At 70.1% G+C, this 16,156-nt stretch carries 12 protein-coding genes; 5 read left to right on the forward strand and 7 right to left on the reverse strand.

The window, feature by feature from the left end; translation table 11 throughout:
• Positions 1–16: 16 nt before the first annotated feature.
• Complete coding sequence (locus ACFPJ4_RS02620; protein ID WP_386738730.1) at positions 17–691, reverse strand: response regulator transcription factor; 675 nt, start codon at positions 689–691, stop codon at positions 17–19.
• 187 nt (positions 692–878) lie between these two features.
• Here ACFPJ4_RS02620 and ACFPJ4_RS02625 point away from each other — a divergent pair, with 187 nt between their 5' ends.
• Both ACFPJ4_RS02625 and ACFPJ4_RS02630 read left to right on the forward strand, forming a co-directional pair.
• Positions 879–2,522: a glycosyltransferase family 39 protein gene (locus ACFPJ4_RS02625; RefSeq protein WP_386738731.1), complete on the forward strand. Its 1,644-nt coding sequence runs from the start codon at positions 879–881 to the stop codon at positions 2,520–2,522.
• Entirely contained in the window at positions 2,519–3,301 is a 783-nt protein-coding gene (locus ACFPJ4_RS02630) for a polyprenol monophosphomannose synthase (protein WP_386738732.1), read from the forward strand. Before ACFPJ4_RS02625 ends, ACFPJ4_RS02630 begins: the two co-directional genes overlap by 4 nt.
• 27 nt (positions 3,302–3,328) lie before the next feature.
• On the opposite strand, the gene ACFPJ4_RS02635 is transcribed toward ACFPJ4_RS02630, so the two are convergent.
• Positions 3,329–5,236, reverse strand: coding sequence for a phosphoenolpyruvate carboxykinase (GTP) (locus tag ACFPJ4_RS02635; RefSeq protein WP_386738733.1), 1,908 nt, complete (start codon positions 5,234–5,236; stop codon positions 3,329–3,331).
• Positions 5,237–5,398: 162 nt separating this feature from the next.
• On the opposite strand from ACFPJ4_RS02635, the gene ACFPJ4_RS02640 reads away from it, so the two are divergent.
• Positions 5,399–6,841 carry a helix-turn-helix domain-containing protein gene (locus ACFPJ4_RS02640; RefSeq protein WP_386738734.1) on the forward strand — a complete coding sequence of 481 codons (1,443 nt, stop codon included), beginning with the start codon at positions 5,399–5,401 and terminating at the stop codon, positions 6,839–6,841.
• Between the two features lie 205 nt (positions 6,842–7,046).
• Here ACFPJ4_RS02640 and ACFPJ4_RS02645 read toward each other — a convergent pair whose 3' ends face one another.
• The 4 genes from ACFPJ4_RS02645 to aroA form a co-directional block, all read right to left on the reverse strand.
• Positions 7,047–7,559 carry a septum formation family protein gene (locus tag ACFPJ4_RS02645; protein ID WP_386738735.1) on the reverse strand — a complete coding sequence of 171 codons (513 nt, stop codon included), beginning with the start codon at positions 7,557–7,559 and terminating at the stop codon, positions 7,047–7,049.
• Positions 7,560–7,665: 106 nt separating this feature from the next.
• Entirely contained in the window at positions 7,666–8,469 is an 804-nt protein-coding gene (locus ACFPJ4_RS02650; RefSeq protein WP_386738736.1) for an inositol monophosphatase family protein, read from the reverse strand.
• 35 nt (positions 8,470–8,504) lie between these two features.
• Positions 8,505–9,536 (reverse strand): ribosome small subunit-dependent GTPase A, encoded by a 1,032-nt coding sequence (gene rsgA / locus ACFPJ4_RS02655; RefSeq protein ID WP_386738737.1) that lies wholly within the window; start codon positions 9,534–9,536, stop codon positions 8,505–8,507.
• Between the two features lie 49 nt (positions 9,537–9,585).
• A complete protein-coding gene (gene aroA / locus ACFPJ4_RS02660) occupies positions 9,586–11,007 on the reverse strand; it encodes a 3-phosphoshikimate 1-carboxyvinyltransferase (protein ID WP_386738738.1) in 1,422 nt (473 codons plus the stop codon).
• Between the two features lie 88 nt (positions 11,008–11,095).
• Here aroA and ACFPJ4_RS02665 point away from each other — a divergent pair, with 88 nt between their 5' ends.
• Entirely contained in the window at positions 11,096–11,905 is an 810-nt protein-coding gene (locus tag ACFPJ4_RS02665; RefSeq protein WP_386739759.1) for a sigma-70 family RNA polymerase sigma factor, read from the forward strand.
• Complete coding sequence (locus tag ACFPJ4_RS02670; RefSeq protein ID WP_386738739.1) at positions 11,902–12,132, forward strand: zf-HC2 domain-containing protein; 231 nt, start codon at positions 11,902–11,904, stop codon at positions 12,130–12,132. Before ACFPJ4_RS02665 ends, ACFPJ4_RS02670 begins: the two co-directional genes overlap by 4 nt.
• Before the next feature lie 64 nt (positions 12,133–12,196).
• On the opposite strand, the gene ACFPJ4_RS02675 is transcribed toward ACFPJ4_RS02670, so the two are convergent.
• Positions 12,197–16,021, reverse strand: coding sequence for a multifunctional oxoglutarate decarboxylase/oxoglutarate dehydrogenase thiamine pyrophosphate-binding subunit/dihydrolipoyllysine-residue succinyltransferase subunit (locus tag ACFPJ4_RS02675; protein WP_386738740.1), 3,825 nt, complete (start codon positions 16,019–16,021; stop codon positions 12,197–12,199).
• Positions 16,022–16,156 lie beyond the last annotated feature (135 nt).

Raw genomic sequence — 16,156 nt, forward strand, 5'->3', positions numbered from 1 at the left:
TCCGGGTGCGCCCGGCTCACGTCGCCTCGGTGGTGAGCCGGAACCCGACTCCCCGCGAGGTCACGATCCGCACCGAGGTACCGACCGCGTCGAGCTTCTTGCGCAGGTAGCTGACGTATTGGTCGACGATGTTGGTGTCGACGAAGGTTCCCGCCTCCCAGACCGCGTCGAGGATCTCGCGGCGCGACATCACGTGCTCGCGATGCTCCACGAGCAGGCGCAGCAGGTCGAACTCGGTGCGGCTGAGCCGCACCTGGTTCTCGCCGACCGAGATCCGCTGGCCTGCCAGGTCGATCGCCAGGTCGCCGACATCGAGGGAGCTCGGCGAGATCGCGTCCCTGCGGCGCAGGGCGCGAAGGCGCGCGGCCAACTCGACGAAGGCGAACGGCTTCGTGAGATAGTCGTCGGCCCCGGCATCCAGCCCGCGCACGCGGTCGTCGACGGCGTCACGCGCGGTCAGCAGCAGAATGGCGATGCCGCGGGCCTGCTCGCGCAGGCGTCGGCACAGCTCGAAGCCGGACATGCCCGGCATGGTGACGTCGAGCACGGCGATGTCGTAGCGTTCGGCTGCGGCGAGGGTCATCGCCTGGATGCCGTCGGTCGCGACGTCGACCGCGTAGCCCTCGCCGACGAGGCCGCGCGAGAGCAGCGCCGCCATCTCGGGTTCGTCGTCCACCACCAGGACGCGCATGCACGATCCCTTCGATGCACCGACTGTTCGCTTGATCCTAATGCGGACGACATGGTGCGGTTCGCGGGACCCTGAAAGGATTCTCACTTCGGATCCGCCCGTTCGGGGCACTCGCGCATCCCCGCTCGCGAGGATGGGAGCGACCCGAAATGACCCGACGAGCCGAGACATCCCGACGAGAGGGGCCGTGGTGACCGTGCTGGCCGAGGCGACCGTGCTCGATCGCGCGCCGCGCCCCGCGCAGCGCCCCGGGGAGTCGTCGCCGGCGCGGCGGATCCCGCTCGGTGCTGCGGCGGCAGCCCTGGGAGCGGTCGGGACGCTGGTGACGTGGCTCGGATCCTGGAATCCCTCCTACTGGGGCGACGAGGCCGCCACCGTGTTGTCGGCCGAACGTCCGATCGGCACCCTGTTCGCCGAATTGCGCTCGATCGACGCGGTGCACGGCGTGTACTACCTCGTGATGCACTTCTGGATCCAGGCATTCGGCGCCTCGGAGCTGTCGACCCGCCTGCCGAGCGCCCTCGCGGTGGGGGCGATGGTCGCGGGGACGGTCGTGCTGGGCGCGCGTCTCGCCGATCCGCGATTCGGGGTGGTCGCGGGCGTCGTGAGCACGCTGCTGCCGAGGACGACGTTCCTCGCGACGGAGGCGCGTTCCTACGCGATCGGCGCGGCGATCGCGGTCTGGCTGACGGTGTTCTTCGTCGCGCTGTGGCAGCGCCGCGAGACCCGTCTGCGCCCCTGGATCGGTTACGGACTGCTGGTGGCGGCGGCGAGCTACCTGTTCCTGTATCTGTTGTTGCTGCTCGCCGTGCACGGGGCGGTGCTGCTGGCGTCGCCGACCGGTCGTGCGCGGATGCGGGGCTGGCTGGTGGCGGCCGTCGTCGCGATCGTCGCGGCGTCGCCGATCGTCGCGATCGCCTACGCCGAGCGGCATCAGGTGGCCTTCCTGGCGTCTCCGAGCCATGCCACGGCGGGCAACGTGCTCGTCGCGCAGTGGTTCGGGGGAGCCGGGATCACGGTCGCCGCCTGGGCCCTGATCCTGCTGGGAGCGATCGCCGTCTCGTCGCGAGCGCTGCGGGAGAGCCGATCGGCGTACCTGAACCGAGGCGAGTCCGACCGCGCCGTCGTGCTGCTCGCGGGAGCCTGGACGGTCATCCCGACCGCGCTGCTGCTGGTCGGCAACGCCTGGGTGTCGCCGATGTACAACAGCCGATACCTCGCCTTCTGCACCCCGGCCGTCGCGATGCTCGTCGCGCTCGGGGCGATCGTGCTCGCTCGCCTGCTCACGCCGGCGCTTCGGCGCGTCGCGTCGGGCCTCGTGCGGCGGCGCGAGGGCCGACCGCTCGTCGAGCTCACGACGGTCGCCCTCGCGGTCGTGCTGGTCGCTCTCGCTGCGCTCGCCGTGCCCGGGTATCTCGCGCAGCGCGGACCGTACGCCAAGAGCGGCGGAAGCGATCTGCGGCAGGTGGCCGACTACATCCAGCAGAATGCCCGCCGCGGGGATGCCGTGGTCTTCGACCAGGCCACGAGACAGACCCAGCGCCCCGGGCTTGCCGCCCGGCTGTACCCGGCGCAGTTCGCGGGCCTGCGCAACGTCGAGATCGTCACGCCGTACTACGAGCGGACGCGCATCTGGGATCAGGTCGCCCCGTTGCGAGACGTCATCTCGAGCCTGGATGCCTCGCCCACGGTATGGGCCCTCGAGCTCGCCAAACCGGGGGTCGCCGTGCCGGCGGACATCGACGAGCTGACAGCCCATGGCTATCGAGTGGTCGGCTCCCGGCTCATTCATCGCATCACCGTCTACCGATTGCAGAAGGAGGGTGCATGAGCGAGTCGATCGTCGTCGTGTTGCCGACGTACAACGAGCGCGAGAACCTCGAGGGGATGGTCCGGCGGCTGCGCAGCAGCGTGCCCGAGGCCGATCTGCTCGTCGTCGACGACGGCTCGCCCGACGGGACCGGCGCGCTGGCCGACGAGCTCGCGACATCCGACTCGCGCCTGCACGTGCTGCACCGGCCCGCGAAGCAGGGGCTGGGCGCGGCCTACCTCGCGGGCTTCGGCTGGGCGCTCGAGCACGGCTACGAGGTCGTCGTCGAGTCGGACGTCGACGGCTCGCATCAGCCCGAGGAGCTGACCCGTCTGCTGGCCGCGCTCGTCGACCACGACATGGTGGTCGGGTCGCGCTGGGTGCCGGGCGGCAGCATCGTCAACTGGCCGAGGTCGCGTCGGATCGTCTCGAAGGGCGGCAGCCTCTATGCCCGCGTGCTGCTGCGCCTGAACGAGCGCGACGTCACCGGGGGGTATCGCGCGTTCCGCGCCGATGCGCTGCGCGCGATCGGACTCGGTCGCATCGACAGCCTCGGATACTGCTTCCAGATCGAGATGCTGTGGCGGGCCGAACGAGCGGGTCTGCGCATCGCCGAGGTACCGATCACCTTCGTCGAGCGGGTGAACGGCGTCTCGAAGATGACCGGCAACATCGCGGGTGAGGCCATGCTGCGGGTGACCGTGTGGGGGCTGCGCGAGGTGCTGGATCGAGTGCGTGGGCGCGGGGTCGCGAGCGTGCCGGCGAGCCGACGCGCTCGGGTGACCGCGATGCGCGGGTGACCGCGGGCCGGGAGGCCCGCGCGAGCGTCACCGCGCGGCGCGCATCCGTTCGCGAAGCTCCTCGAGCTGGCCGCGCACGGCATCCGGAACCCGGTCGCCGAAGCTGTCGAAGAACGACTCGGCGTCGTCGGCCTCGGTGAGGTGCGCTTCGGGGTCGATCGCGAACAGCCGCTGCCAGTCGCTCTCGCTGACCCCGGACCCCTCGAGTTCGACGGCGCCCTCGGCGGGCAGCCAGCCGAGCGGGCTGGAAACCGCGGGAGCGAGGCCCTCGACGCGGTCGAGGATCCAGGCGAGCACTCGGCCGTTGTCGCCGAAGCCGGGCCAGAGGTAGCGGCCGTCGTCGTCCTTGCGGAACCAGTTCACCTGGAAGATCCGGGGAACGCCCCCGCTTGCCCGCAACTTCGAGCCGACCTCGAGCCAGTGCGCCCAGTGGTCTGCCATGTTGTAGCCGCAGAACGGGAGCATCGCGAAGGGGTCGCGTCGCAACTCCCCGACAGTGCCCTCGGCGGCCGCCGTGCGCTCGGACGAGATCGTGGCTCCCAAGAAGACGCCATGTTCCCAGTCCCGTGCCTCCGCCACCAGAGGCACGTTGGTGGCCCGGCGGCCGCCGAAGATGATCGCGTCGATGACGACGCCCCGCGGGTCGTCCCAGTCGTCCGAGATGGACGGGCACTGGGCTGCCGCAACGGTGAAGCGTGAGTTCGGGTGGGCGGCGGGGGTGCCGGATGCCGGCGTCCAGTCCTGTCCCGTCCAGTCGACGAGGTGGTCGGGTGCGCGCTGGGTGAGCCCCTCCCACCAGATGTCGCCGTCGTCGCGCAGGGCGACGTTCGTGAAGATCGTGTTGCCCCAGATCGTCTCGACCGCCGTGGCGTTCGTCGAGGCTCCCGTTCCGGGGGCGACGCCGAAGAATCCGGCCTCGGGGTTGATCGCCCGCAGCTTGCCGTCGGGGCCGGGCGCGAGCCAGGCGATGTCGTCGCCGATCGTCTCGACCGTCCAGCCGGGAATGCTCGGGCGCAGCATCGCGAAGTTCGTCTTGCCGCACGCGCTGGGGAAGGCCGCTGCGACGTGGAAGGCACGACCGCGCGGGTTCGTGACCTTCAGCAGCAGCATGTGTTCGGCGAGCCAGCCCTCGTCGCGGGCGATGACCGAGGCGATGCGCAGGGCGAAGGCCTTCTTGGCGAGGATCGCGTTGCCGCCGTAGGCCGATCCGAACGACCAGATCTCGCGGGTCGCCGGGAAGTGGCTGATGTACTTCGTCGAGTTGCAGGGCCAGGCGACGTCGGCCTCGCCGGGCTCCAGGGGTGCGCCGACGGTGTGCGCGGCCGGAACCCACTCGGTGGCGGGCGTGATGTGATCGAGAACGGCGCTGCCCATCCGGGTCATGATGCCCATGCTCACGACCACGTACGGCGAGTCGGTGAGCTGCACCCCGTAGCGGGTCAACGGGCTGCCGAGCGGGCCCATCGAGAACGGGACCACGTACATGGTGCGGCCGCGCATGGCACCGGCGAACAGCTCGGTGAGGGTCTCGCGCATCTCGGTCGGGTCGGCCCAGTTGTTGGTGGGGCCGGCATCCGACTCGTCGTCGCTGCAGATGAAGGTGCGCGCTTCGACCCGCGCGACGTCGTCGGGGTTGCTCCGGGCGAGGAAGCTGTACGGGCGGTGCTCGGGGTTGAGGCGGGTCAGTGTGCCCGCCTCGACCATCTCGTTCAGCAGCGCGTCCTGTTCCTGGCGCGAGCCGTCGATCCAGACCACCCGGTCGGGCGTGGTCAGGGCGGCCATCTGAGCCACCCAATCGACGATGCGGGGGTCCGCGTTGGCCGGAGCGGGATCGAGGGTGTTCGTCGTGGTCGGCGCGGAAGTGCGGATCACAGAGTCCTCGGGGGCGTTCGGGGCGTCCTCGCGCTGTGCGCGAGGGTCGACGGTCAAGGTCATGTTGCCCTCCTTCCGCGATCGATGGCGTCATCGCAGTGTGGTGATCGGCGGTCGAGTGAAATCGGGACCGGTATTCGATAAGAACCTCTTGGCTTCTACTATCCGCCCACTTTCCTGGGCGTTGCACACGAATCTCGACGAAACAACCCAGGAAATTTCCGTATGCTTCATTTTGTGAATGATCTTGCGACCTTGGGACAGCGGATGCGGCACTTCCGCACCGCCGCCGGCCTCACCCTCGACCAGCTCGGCTCCGACGTGGGGATCGCGGCCAGCCAGCTGTCCCTCATGGAGAACGGAAAACGCGAGCCGCGCCTCTCGCTGCTCGGGCTGATCGCGGAACGGCTGTCGATCCCCGTCTCGGAGCTCCTCGACTCCACGGCCCCGAGCGAGCGCGCCGGCCTCGAGATCGAGCTCGACCGGGTGCAGTCCAGCCCGGTCTACGCCGAGTTGGGGCTGCCGGTGCTCCGGGCGAGCAAGGGGATGTCCGACGACACCCTTCGCGCGATCGTCGGCCTGCACCACGAACTGGCGCGCCGGGCCCGCGAGGCCATCGCCACGCCGGAGGAGGCCCGCCGGGCCAACACCGAACTGCGCGCCCTCATGCGCACCCGCGACAACCACCTGCCCGACATCGAAGAGCTCGCGCAGCGCGAGGTCAACGCGGTGGGCCATACGACGGGCGCCCTCACCCATCGCAGCGTCGGACGGATGGCCGAGCGGCTCGGCTTCGAACTGGTCTACGTCGCCGACCTCCCGCACTCGGCCCGCTCGGTGACCGACTTCGAGAACGGACGGATCTACCTGCCGCCGGCATCCATCCCCGGAGGCCACGGCCTGCGTTCGATGGCGCTGCAGGCGATCGCCCACCGGCTGCTGGGCCACACCGCACCGGAGAGCTACGCCGAGTTCCTGCAGCAGCGCTTGCAGATCAACTACTTCGCCGCCGCCGCTCTCATGCCTCGCCAGCAGTCGGTCGAGTTCCTCGAGAAGGCCAAGAGCGATCGCAACATCGCCGTCGAGGACTTCCGCGACGCGTTCGGGGTCACGCACGAGGCCGCGGCCCTGCGCTTCACCAACCTGGCGACCGCCTACCTCGACATCAGTACGCACTTCCTGCGGGTGAGTGGCGACGGCAGCATCGGCAAGGCGTACGAGAACGACGGGCTTCCCCTGCCCGTCGACATCACGGGCTCGATCGAAGGCGAGATCGTCTGCCGCAACTGGAGCGCGCGTCAGGCGTTCGCGCGCACCAACCGGACGACCGAGTTCTACCAGTACACCGACACCCCGCAGGGCACCTTCTTCGAGTCGACCCAGACCGGCACGAGCGCGAGCGACGAGTTCTCGATCACGATCGGGGTGCCATTCGCGCACTCGAAGTGGTTCCGCGGTCGCGAGACGACCCGGCGTGAGACGTCACGGTGCCCGGATGCCAGTTGCTGCCGCCGGCCTCCGACCGAGCTCGCCAGCCACTGGGCCGGTCGCGCCTGGACGAGCGCCAAGGTGCACGCGCACATCTTCTCGCCGCTGCCGTCCGGCACGTTCCCGGGTGTCGACGACCGCGAACTCTACGAGTTCCTCGAGTCGCACGCGTCGAGCTGACGCCCGCGGCATCCGCCCCGCCCGTCGCCGGTCGCCCGCCGCCCGTCGCCCGTCGCCGGTCGCCGGTCGCTTGATGCCAAATGAAGGAGATCACCGGCCGGACGGACGCAGTCCGGCGGAAAGGCGCGGCGGACGCGCCATTCTCCTTCATTTGGCATCATGACGGGCGGGGCGGGGCGGGGCGGATGCCGCGGGGCGGGGAGGGCTAGCGCGCGGCGCCCTTCAGGGTGCCGGTGGTCTTCACGCCGTCGTCGTAGACGGTGCACATGATCTGGCGGTCGCCGCGGGTGTTCCAGCTGGTCTCGGTCGGGAAGTAGTACGAGATCTTGAGGCTGGAGTCGGCGTAGCTGATGCCGATGAAGGCCGCGAAGGCGTCGGCGCAGCCCGTGTCGGCCTGATCCTTCACGGCTGCGTCGCCGGGGAACTTGCCGGCGGCCATCGTGATGCTCTTGTATGCCTCGGAATCATGGGGTTGGCTGCACGGCACGATCGGGGCGGTCGTGACGGTGCCCTGCGCGCTCGCGTCGTTGAGGCAGTCCCCGACCTTGATGCTGAACACGTCGGCGTTGCTGTTCGCCGCCGTCGGCGTTCCGCTCGCGTCACGCTGCGTGGTGCCGGTGAGCTGGTTGACCACACTGCATCCGCACAGCAGCAACGCAGCCGCGGCGATCGTCGTCATCGCGAGGGCGCGGGCCCGGTATCGGGTGATCCTGGTCATGGGGGCCTTTCGGGTCTCGACGCCGTGAGGGCCCCGAGGCTGACGCCAGCCTAGCGAAGCCGGACCGTCGCCGAGCCCGAGGCGCCGGCGTGGATCGCCGCATGAATCAGGCGATCGAGAGCCGTTCCTGGGCGCGTGCGTGCAGGAGACCGTTGGTGACGAGGATGCTGTCGTCGGCCATCGGCGCGGCGCCGTCGACGCTCGAGATGGTCCCCCCTGCCTCACGGATCACCGGCACCAGCGCGGCGATATCCCACGGCTTGAGGTCGAACTCGCTTGCGATGTCGACGGCACCCTCGGCCACGAGCATGTAGGACCACAGGTCGCCGAAGGCGCGCGTGCGGCCGACCTCACGGCTGAGGCCGATCAACTGATCCAGACGACCGGCCTCATCCCAGCCCTTGAGACTGTTGTAGCTGAGCGTCGCGTCGGCGAGCTCGTCGATGCCGCTCACGGCGAGGCGCCGCGGTTCGCCGCCGTCGGGCTGCATCCAGGCGCCGTGACCGGTCGCGCCCCACCAGCGCCGGCCGAGGGCGGGTGCGCTCACCACGCCGAGCTGGGGAACCCCGTCGACGACCAGGGCGAGCAGCAGACCCCAGATCGGGACCCCGCGCACGAAGTTGGAGGTGCCGTCGATGGGGTCGACGATCCACTGCCGGCTCGAGCTCCCCGTCGTGCCGTACTCCTCGCCGAACACCGAGTCGCCGGGGCGGGCCTGCGCCAGGTGGTCGCGGATCATCCGCTCGACGCGGGTGTCGGCATCCGTCACCTGGGTGCGGTCGGGTTTGAGCTGCACGTCGAGGTCCTGGGCGCGGTAGCGATCCATCGCGATGAGGTCGGCCTCGCCGGCGAGCGTGAGGGCGACGGCGAGGTCGTCGGCGAGGGTCGGGGCAGGCGTCGAGGCGTTCACCCGTTCAGGCTAGCGATGCCGGGTGAACGGAAGGGTCAGCCCGTGAGGCTCTCGAGAAGGCGCTGCAGGGAGTCGACCCGATCGGGGCTCAGCCGGCCCTCGGCGACGGCCTCGTTGAGGGCGCAATCCGGGGCGTCGGGCAGGTGGGTGCAGCCGCGGGGACACTCCGCGGCGACCGCGGCGAGGTCGGAGAAGGCGCGCAGGATGTTGTCGGGGTCGACGTGCCCGAGTCCGAAGGAGCGCACGCCGGGGGTGTCGATGATCCATCCGCCGGTGGGCACCCGGAGCGACACGGTCGACGAGGAGGTGTGCCGCCCGCGTCCCGTGACGGCGTTGACCACGCCGACCGCGCGATCCGTTCCGGGCACGAGGGCGTTGACGAGGGTCGACTTGCCGACTCCGGAGTGTCCGACGGCCACGGTCGTGTGCCCCGCCAGCGCCGGGGCGAGTTCCGCCAGCGGGAAGGCGCCCTGCGCGCTGCGGAAGACCGGGATGTCGAGCCCCGCGAAGGCGGCGAGGAACGCATCCGGATTCTGCAGGTCGGTCTTCGTGATGACCATCAGGGGGGCGATCCCGGCGTCGTAGGCGGCGACCAGGTAGCGATCGACCAGGCGGGGTCGCGGCTCGGGGTCGGCCGCCGCGACGACGATCATGAGCTGGTCGGCGTTGGCGACGATGATGCGTTCCACCTCGTCGCTGTCATCGGCGCTACGGCGCAGCAGCGTCAGCCGCGGACGGATCCGCACGATCCGCGCGAGCGACCCCTCGTCGCCGCTCGTGTCTCCCACCAGGTCGACCCGGTCGCCCGTGACGATGGCCTGGTCGCGCAGCTCGCGGGCCCGGGTCGTCGTGATCGCGCGCTCCTCGGGCCCGTCCTCGTCGACGAGCACGGTGTAGCGGCCGCGATCGACCGAGAGCACACGGCCGATGACGGCGTCGTCGTGACCGGGGCGGGTCTTGGTGCGCGGGCGGTTGCCTTTCGGATTGGGCCGGATGCGCACATCCGACTCGTCCCAGTCGCCGAAGTCCTCGTCGAGCTCGCTGTCGTCGCCGTCGAGCCAGCTCACCGGGGGAGCCGCCGGGGGATCGTGGCGATCGTGTCGCTCGCCGCCGAGGTCACAACCCGAGCCAGTCGATCGGAGCGGGGCTCGCCGCCGGTCGCCCATGCAGCATCTGCTCCCACAGCTCGGGGAACTCGGGCAGCGTCTTCGCCGTCGAACCGATGTCGTCGATCTCGACGCCCTCGACGAGCAAGCCGATCAGGGCCCCGCTCGTCGCCATCCTGTGGTCTTCGAAGGCCAGCCAGGGCCCGCCGTGCAGCTCGGCCGGCTCGAACGCGAGACCGTCGTCGAGCTCACGGGCCCGGCCGCCCAGGGCGGTGATGTCGGTGACGAGCGCGGCCAGCCGATCGGTCTCGTGTCCGCGCAGATGCCCGATGCCGCGCAGTCGGCTCGGACCGGATGCCAAGGCCGCGAGCGCCGCGAAGGTCGGCGCCAGCTCGCCCGCCTCGCCGAGGTCGAGGTCGACGCCCGGGAGGGCGGCGCCCCCGCGGATGCCGGGCCCCCCGTCCACCGTGAGTGCGCCACCCGCACGGCTCACCGCGGCGCCGAGGCGGGGCAGCAGCGACTCGAGCTGGGCGCCGACCTGGGTGGTGGCATCCGGCCAGCCCTCGATCGTGACGGTGCCGCCGGCGACGAGCGCGGCGGCGAGGAACGGCGCGGCGTTGGAGAGGTCGGGCTCGATCGTCACCTCGGCAGCCGCGATCGGGCCGGCCGGCACCACCCAGACGCCGGGCTCGGGGCTGGACACCGTGACCCCCCGCGCGGCGAGGGCGGCGATCGTCATCTCGATGTGCGGCAGGCTCGGCAGCCGTTCCCCGGTGTGCCGCAGGGTCAGTCCTCGGCGGAACCGCGGCGCTGCGAGCAGCAATCCCGACACGAACTGGCTCGACGCGGAGGCGTCGATGGCGAGCTCGCCGCCCTCGACCGCGCCCGTGCCGTGGATCGTGAAGGGCATCGTTCCGGAGCCGTCGTCATCCACCTCGATGCCGAGATCGCGCAGTGCTGTGATGGTCGTGCGCATCGGGCGGCGGCGGGCGCTCGGGTCGCCGTCGATCGCGGTCGGACCGAGGGCGAGGGCGGCCACCGGCGGCAGGAAGCGCATCACGGTGCCGGCCAGGCCGGTGTCGATCGACACGCTGCCCAGCAGTTCGCCGCCGGTCGGTTCGGGCGGGGTGATCCGCAGATCCGGACCGAAAGCGCCGTCGCCCGGAACCTCCTCGATGCCCACCCCGAGTGCGCGCAGGGCGTCGATCATGAGCTGCGAGTCGCGGGAGTGCAGGGGCCGACGCAACAGCGACGGCCCATCGGCGAGAGCCGAGAGCACGAGCTCGCGATTGGTCAGGCTCTTCGAGCCGGGAAGCATGATCCTGGCCGAGAGCGCCGAGGTCGCCGTGGGGGCCGACCACCAGACGCGGGCGTCGTCGTTCGCCAGCAGGTTGCCGAACTCGTCGCGGGTGGAATACCTCTGCAGTGCCATCGGTTGTCAAGGATACCGGGCGCCCCACGGGCGGAGCCGGTGACCAGACGTGTGATGAGACGCGCGACGAGAGAACGGGGTGCAGGTGATGCTGTCCGTGCTCGAACGCCCGCGCGACGAGATCGCGCTCGGGTCGCGAGAACTAGACTCGTCGGCGATGGACGACGAGAAGCTCACAGACCGCGAGGGTGAAGCCGAGGCCCGAGAGGTCGAGGTCGCGCTCACTGAGGAGCACGCCGAGATCGAGGCGGAGCTGGACGCGATCGACTCCGAAGACATCCGGCGCGGAGCGAAGCGCTCGTCGCTCCCACCGGAGCAATTGCGCGCCCTGTTCGAGGAGCAGGCGATTCCGTTCATGGACCAGCTCTACGCGGCGGCCATGCGCATGACCCGCAATCCGGCGGATGCCGGCGACCTCGTGCAGGACACCTACGCCAAGGCGTACACGGCATTCGCCCAGTTCCGGCAGGGCACCAACCTCAAGGCGTGGCTGTACCGCATCCTGACCAACACCTTCATCAACGGGTATCGCAAGAACCAGCGCAACCCGTACCAGAACACGATCGACGACCTCGAGGACTGGCAGCTGGGCTCGGCCGAGTCCATCACCCAGGGGCGGTCCACCCGCTCCGCGGAGGCCGAGGCGATCGATCATCTTCCCGACAGCGATGTCAAGGAAGCGCTGCAGTCGATCCCGGAGGACTTCCGGCTCGCCGTCTACCTCGCCGATGTCGAAGGCTTCGCCTACCAGGAGATCGCCGACATCATGAAGACCCCCGTCGGCACCGTGATGAGCCGACTCCACCGCGGGCGCCGCCTTCTGCGCGGGCTGCTCGCCGACTACGCCCGCGAACGGGGCTTCGCCGTCGCGGCACCACCTCCCAGGAGCACGACATGACCGATTGCGGCTGCGACAAAGCCAAGGCGGAACTCGAGGAGTATCTGCACCGCGAACTCAGCGACGAGGCCTTCCGCGATGTGACCGAGCATCTCGAGAACTGCGAAGACTGCACGGGGGAGCACCTCGTGGGCATCACCATGACGGTCAAGATGCAGAAGGCGTGCCGGGAGAAGGCGCCCGAAGAGCTGCGCAACGCGATCCTGTCGCGGCTGACCGAGGTCTAGCCCGCTTCACCCCTAGCCCCGGCTTCACCCGCGGCCCGCCGCGCTGGCGGGCCGCCTTCGGGCGCTACAGCGTCAGCGCCCGCTCGATCAGTTCGGTCTGCTGGGCCGCGCTGCGCTTCGCCGAGCCGGTCGCGGGGGAGGCCGATGCCGCCCGCGAGACGACGCGGATCGTGCGGCCGCGCAGGCGCTTGGTCAGCTCGACGTCGATGAACGGCCACGCCCCCTGGTTCTCGGGCTCGTCCTGCACCCAGACCAGTTCGGCGTTGGGGTAGCGGTCGAGCACCGGCTGCAGTTCGGCGTCGGGCAGGGGGTAGTACTGCTCGAGCGTCACGAGGGCGACGCTGCTCGCGACATCCGGCTTCTTGTCCAGTTCGGCCAGCAGGTCGTAGTGGATCTTGCCCGCGTGCAGCAGCACGCGCTTCACGGCCGCGGTGTCGGCTCCCGCCAGGCGCGGGTCGTCGAGGACGGGCTCGAACTTGCCGTGCGTGAAGGCGGCGACCTCGCTGGATGCTCCGCGCAGGCGCAGCATCGACTTCGGCGTGAAGACGATCAGCGGCCGTCGCGGTCGCGCGTAGGCCTGACGGCGCAGCAGGTGGAAGTACGACGCCGGCGTCGAGGGGCGCGCGAGGGTCATGTTGTTCTCGGCCGCCAGTTGCAGGTAGCGCTCGATGCGGGCCGAGGAGTGGTCGGGGCCCTGCCCCTCGTAGCCGTGCGGGAGCAGCAGCACGACGCCCGAGCGCTGGCCCCACTTCTGCTCGGCGCTCGAGATGAACTCGTCGATGACGGTCTGGGCGCCGTTGGCGAAGTCGCCGAACTGGGCTTCCCAGACGACCAGGGCGTCGGGACGTTCGACCGAGTAGCCGTACTCGAAGGCGAGGGCGGCGTACTCGCTGAGCAGCGAGTCGTAGATCGCGAAGCGCGCCTGGGTGTCGGAGAGGTTGGCCAGCGGCAGCCACTCCTGACCGTTCTGGCGGTCGTGGAACACCGAGTGGCGCGAGACGAAGGTGCCGCGGCGGGCGTCCTGGCCGGCCAGACGCACCGGGGTGCCCTCCAGCAGGAGGGAGCCGAGGGCGATGAGTTCGCCGAAGCCCCAGTCGATCGACCCCTGACGGCTCATCTCGTAGCGCTTCTTGAGCAGCTGCTGCAGCTTGGGGTGCACGCTGAACCCGGCGGGCGGATTGTCGTGGGCGTCGCCGATGAGCTGCACGACGCTCTCGGCGATCGCCGTGGACTCGGGCTCGACCGTCGAGTCGTCCTGCTGCGCCACCGGCCGTTCGATGTCGCTCGTCGGGTGCTGGTCGCCCGTGATGATCGGGATCGTTCCGGTCTTGGCGGCGTGCGTCTCGGCGAAGGCGCGCTCGAGACGGTCCTGGAAGTCGCGGTGGGCGGCCTCGTACTCCTCGTTCGTGATGTCGCCGCGACCCACGAGCGCCTCGGTGTAGAGGGTGCGGACCGAGCGCTTCGCCTCGATCAGGTTGTACATGAGCGGCTGGGTCATCGACGGGTCGTCGCCCTCGTTGTGCCCGCGGCGGCGGTAGCAGACCAGGTCGATGACGACATCGCGCTTGAACTGCTGGCGGTAGGCGAAGGCGTGCTCCGCGACCCGGACGACCGCCTCGGGGTCGTCGCCGTTGACGTGGAAGACCGGAGCCTGGATCGTCTTGGCGACATCCGTCGAATAGATCGAGCTGCGGCCCTCCGAGGGCGGCGTCGTGAAGCCGACCTGGTTGTTGATGACGACGTGGATGGTGCCGCCGGTGCGATAGGCGCGCAGCATCGACATCTGCAGTCCCTCGACCACGACGCCCTGGCCGGCCATCGAGGCGTCGCCGTGGACGAGGATCGGCAGGGTGGAGAACTGCCCATCGCCCTTGCGGTCCTGTTTGGCGCGCACGACCCCCTCGAGCACGCCGTTGACGGCCTCGAGGTGGGACGGGTTCGCGGCCAGGTAGACCGGCATCTCCTTGCCGGACGCGGCCACGAAGGTGCCCTCGGTTCCGAGGTGGTACTTCACGTCGCCCGAGCCGTGGACCGTCTTCGGGTCCTGCGTGCCCTCGAACTCGCGGAAGATCTGACCGTAGGTCTTGCCCGCGATGTTGGTGAGCACGTTGAGGCGACCGCGGTGGGCCATGCCGATCGCGACCTCGTCCAGCCCGGCCTCGGTGGCGCCTTGCAGGATCTCGTCGAGCAGCGGGATCGTCGATTCGCCGCCCTCGAGGCTGAAGCGCTTCTGGCCGACGTACTTGGTCTGCAAGAAGGTCTCGAACGCCTCCGCCTCGTTGAGCTTGCTGAGGATGCGCAGCTGCTCGTCGTGCGTGGGCTTCTGGTACGGCCGTTCCAGCCGCTCCTGGAACCAGGCGCGCTGCGCCGGGTCCTGGATGTGCATGTACTCGACGCCGATCGTGCGGCAGTACGAGTCGCGCAGCACCCCGAGGATCTCGCGCAGCAGGGCCGCCCGCCGGCCGCCGAAGCCGCCCGTGACGAACTCGCGATCGAGGTCCCAGAAGGTCAGGCCGTGGTTGGTGATCTCGAGGTCGGGATGCGTGCGCTGGCGGTACTCGAGCGGGTCGATGTCGGCCATCAGGTGCCCGCGCACCCGGTAGGAGTTGATCAGCTCCTGCACCCGGGCGGTCTTGCTGACGTGCTCGGCGAGGTCGACGTTGATGTCCTCGGCCCAGTGGATCGGGTCGTAGGGGATGCGCAGCGCCGAGAAGATGTCCTCGTAGAAGTCGTGCTCGCCGATCAGCAGCTCGTGGATCGTCTTGAGGAACTCGCCGGACCCGGCGCCCTGGATGACGCGGTGGTCGTAGGTGCTGGTGAGCGTGATGGTCTTGCCGATGCCGAACTCGGCCAGGGTCTTCTCGGAGGAGCCCTGGAAGGCGGCGGGGTACTCGAGCGCCCCGGCGCCGACGATGCAGCCCTGGCCCTGCATGAGACGCGGCACGGAGTGCTCGGTGCCGATGCCTCCGGGGTTGGTGAGCGAGATCGTGGTGCCGGCGAAGTCGGCGGCCGTGAGCTTGTTGGTGCGGGCGCGGGCCACGACGTCCTCGTAGGCCGAGAGGAACTCGGCGAAGGTCATGGTGTCGGCGCGCTTGATGCCCGGCACGAGCAGCGAGCGCGTTCCGTCGGGCTTGGGCAGGTCGATCGCGATTCCGAGGTTGACGTGCGCCGGTGCGACGACCGAGGGCTTGCCGTCGACCTCGGTGTAGTAGACGTTCTGGCTCGGGAACGTCTTGAGGGTCTGCACGATCGCCCATCCGATGAGGTGGGTGAACGAGACCTTGCCGCCGCGCGCGCGCCGCAGGTGGTTGTTGATGACGATGCGGTTGTCGATCATGAGCTTCGCCGGGATCGTGCGCACGCTCGTCGCGGTCGGCACGGTCAGGCTCTGGTCCATGTTGGCGGCGAGCGTCTTGCTCATGCCGCGCAGGGGGGTCACGACGTCCTCCGACGGCGCGGGGGTCTGCGCGTCGTCGACGACGGGGATGCTCGAGGTGCGCGGGGCCTCGGCCGGGATGGGCTGGGGCTTCGCGGGCGCGGAGGTGGTGCGCGCGACGGGAGTCGCGCCGGTGGTCGGGGCCGGCTCGGCCGGGGCGGGAGCGGGGGCCGGGGCGGCTTCGGCGGCTGGTGCGGCTTCCGCCGCCGGGGCCTCCGGGGCGGGCGCCTCGGGCGCGGCCGGGGCTTCGGCCTCCGCGATCACCGGGATCGAGGTCGTGGGGGTGGGTTCGGCGACCGGGTGGTAGCTCTCCAGCACGGGCCACCAGCTCTTGTCGACCGAGTCCTTGTCGACCAGATAGCGCTCGTACAGCTCGTCGACAAGCCATTCGTTTGCTCCGAACTCACCCGAGTTCGGGTCGTCGGATGCGGTTCCGGTGATCGGGGTCGACACGGCTGACCGCCCACTTTCAGATCTCGTTCGTTTGCGTTGGCGGAGCGACCTGCCGGTGGTCGCACCACGTTCCAGCTTAATCACTCCTGAGCGAGAAAGCCGTCCCCGGAGCGGGGGTCGCCGCCGGAAATATCG

Origin of the sequence: Lysinimonas soli, from assembly GCF_042655435.1 — a bacterium.
Classification (GTDB): Bacteria; Actinomycetota; Actinomycetes; order Actinomycetales; family Microbacteriaceae; genus Lysinimonas; species Lysinimonas soli.

Coding starts and splice junctions, on each gene's coding strand:
- ACFPJ4_RS02670 (WP_386738739.1), top strand. CDS start 11,902: ATGACCGATTGCGGCTGCGACAAAGCCAAGGCGGAACTCGAGGAGTAT.
- ACFPJ4_RS02635 (WP_386738733.1), bottom strand. CDS start 5,236: ATGACCTTGACCGTCGACCCTCGCGCACAGCGCGAGGACGCCCCGAAC.
- ACFPJ4_RS02620 (WP_386738730.1), bottom strand. CDS start 691: ATGCGCGTCCTGGTGGTGGACGACGAACCCGAGATGGCGGCGCTGCTC.
- aroA (WP_386738738.1), bottom strand. CDS start 11,007: ATGGCACTGCAGAGGTATTCCACCCGCGACGAGTTCGGCAACCTGCTG.
- ACFPJ4_RS02665 (WP_386739759.1), top strand. CDS start 11,096: ATGCTGTCCGTGCTCGAACGCCCGCGCGACGAGATCGCGCTCGGGTCG.
- ACFPJ4_RS02645 (WP_386738735.1), bottom strand. CDS start 7,559: ATGACCAGGATCACCCGATACCGGGCCCGCGCCCTCGCGATGACGACG.
- ACFPJ4_RS02630 (WP_386738732.1), top strand. CDS start 2,519: ATGAGCGAGTCGATCGTCGTCGTGTTGCCGACGTACAACGAGCGCGAG.
- ACFPJ4_RS02640 (WP_386738734.1), top strand. CDS start 5,399: ATGCTTCATTTTGTGAATGATCTTGCGACCTTGGGACAGCGGATGCGG.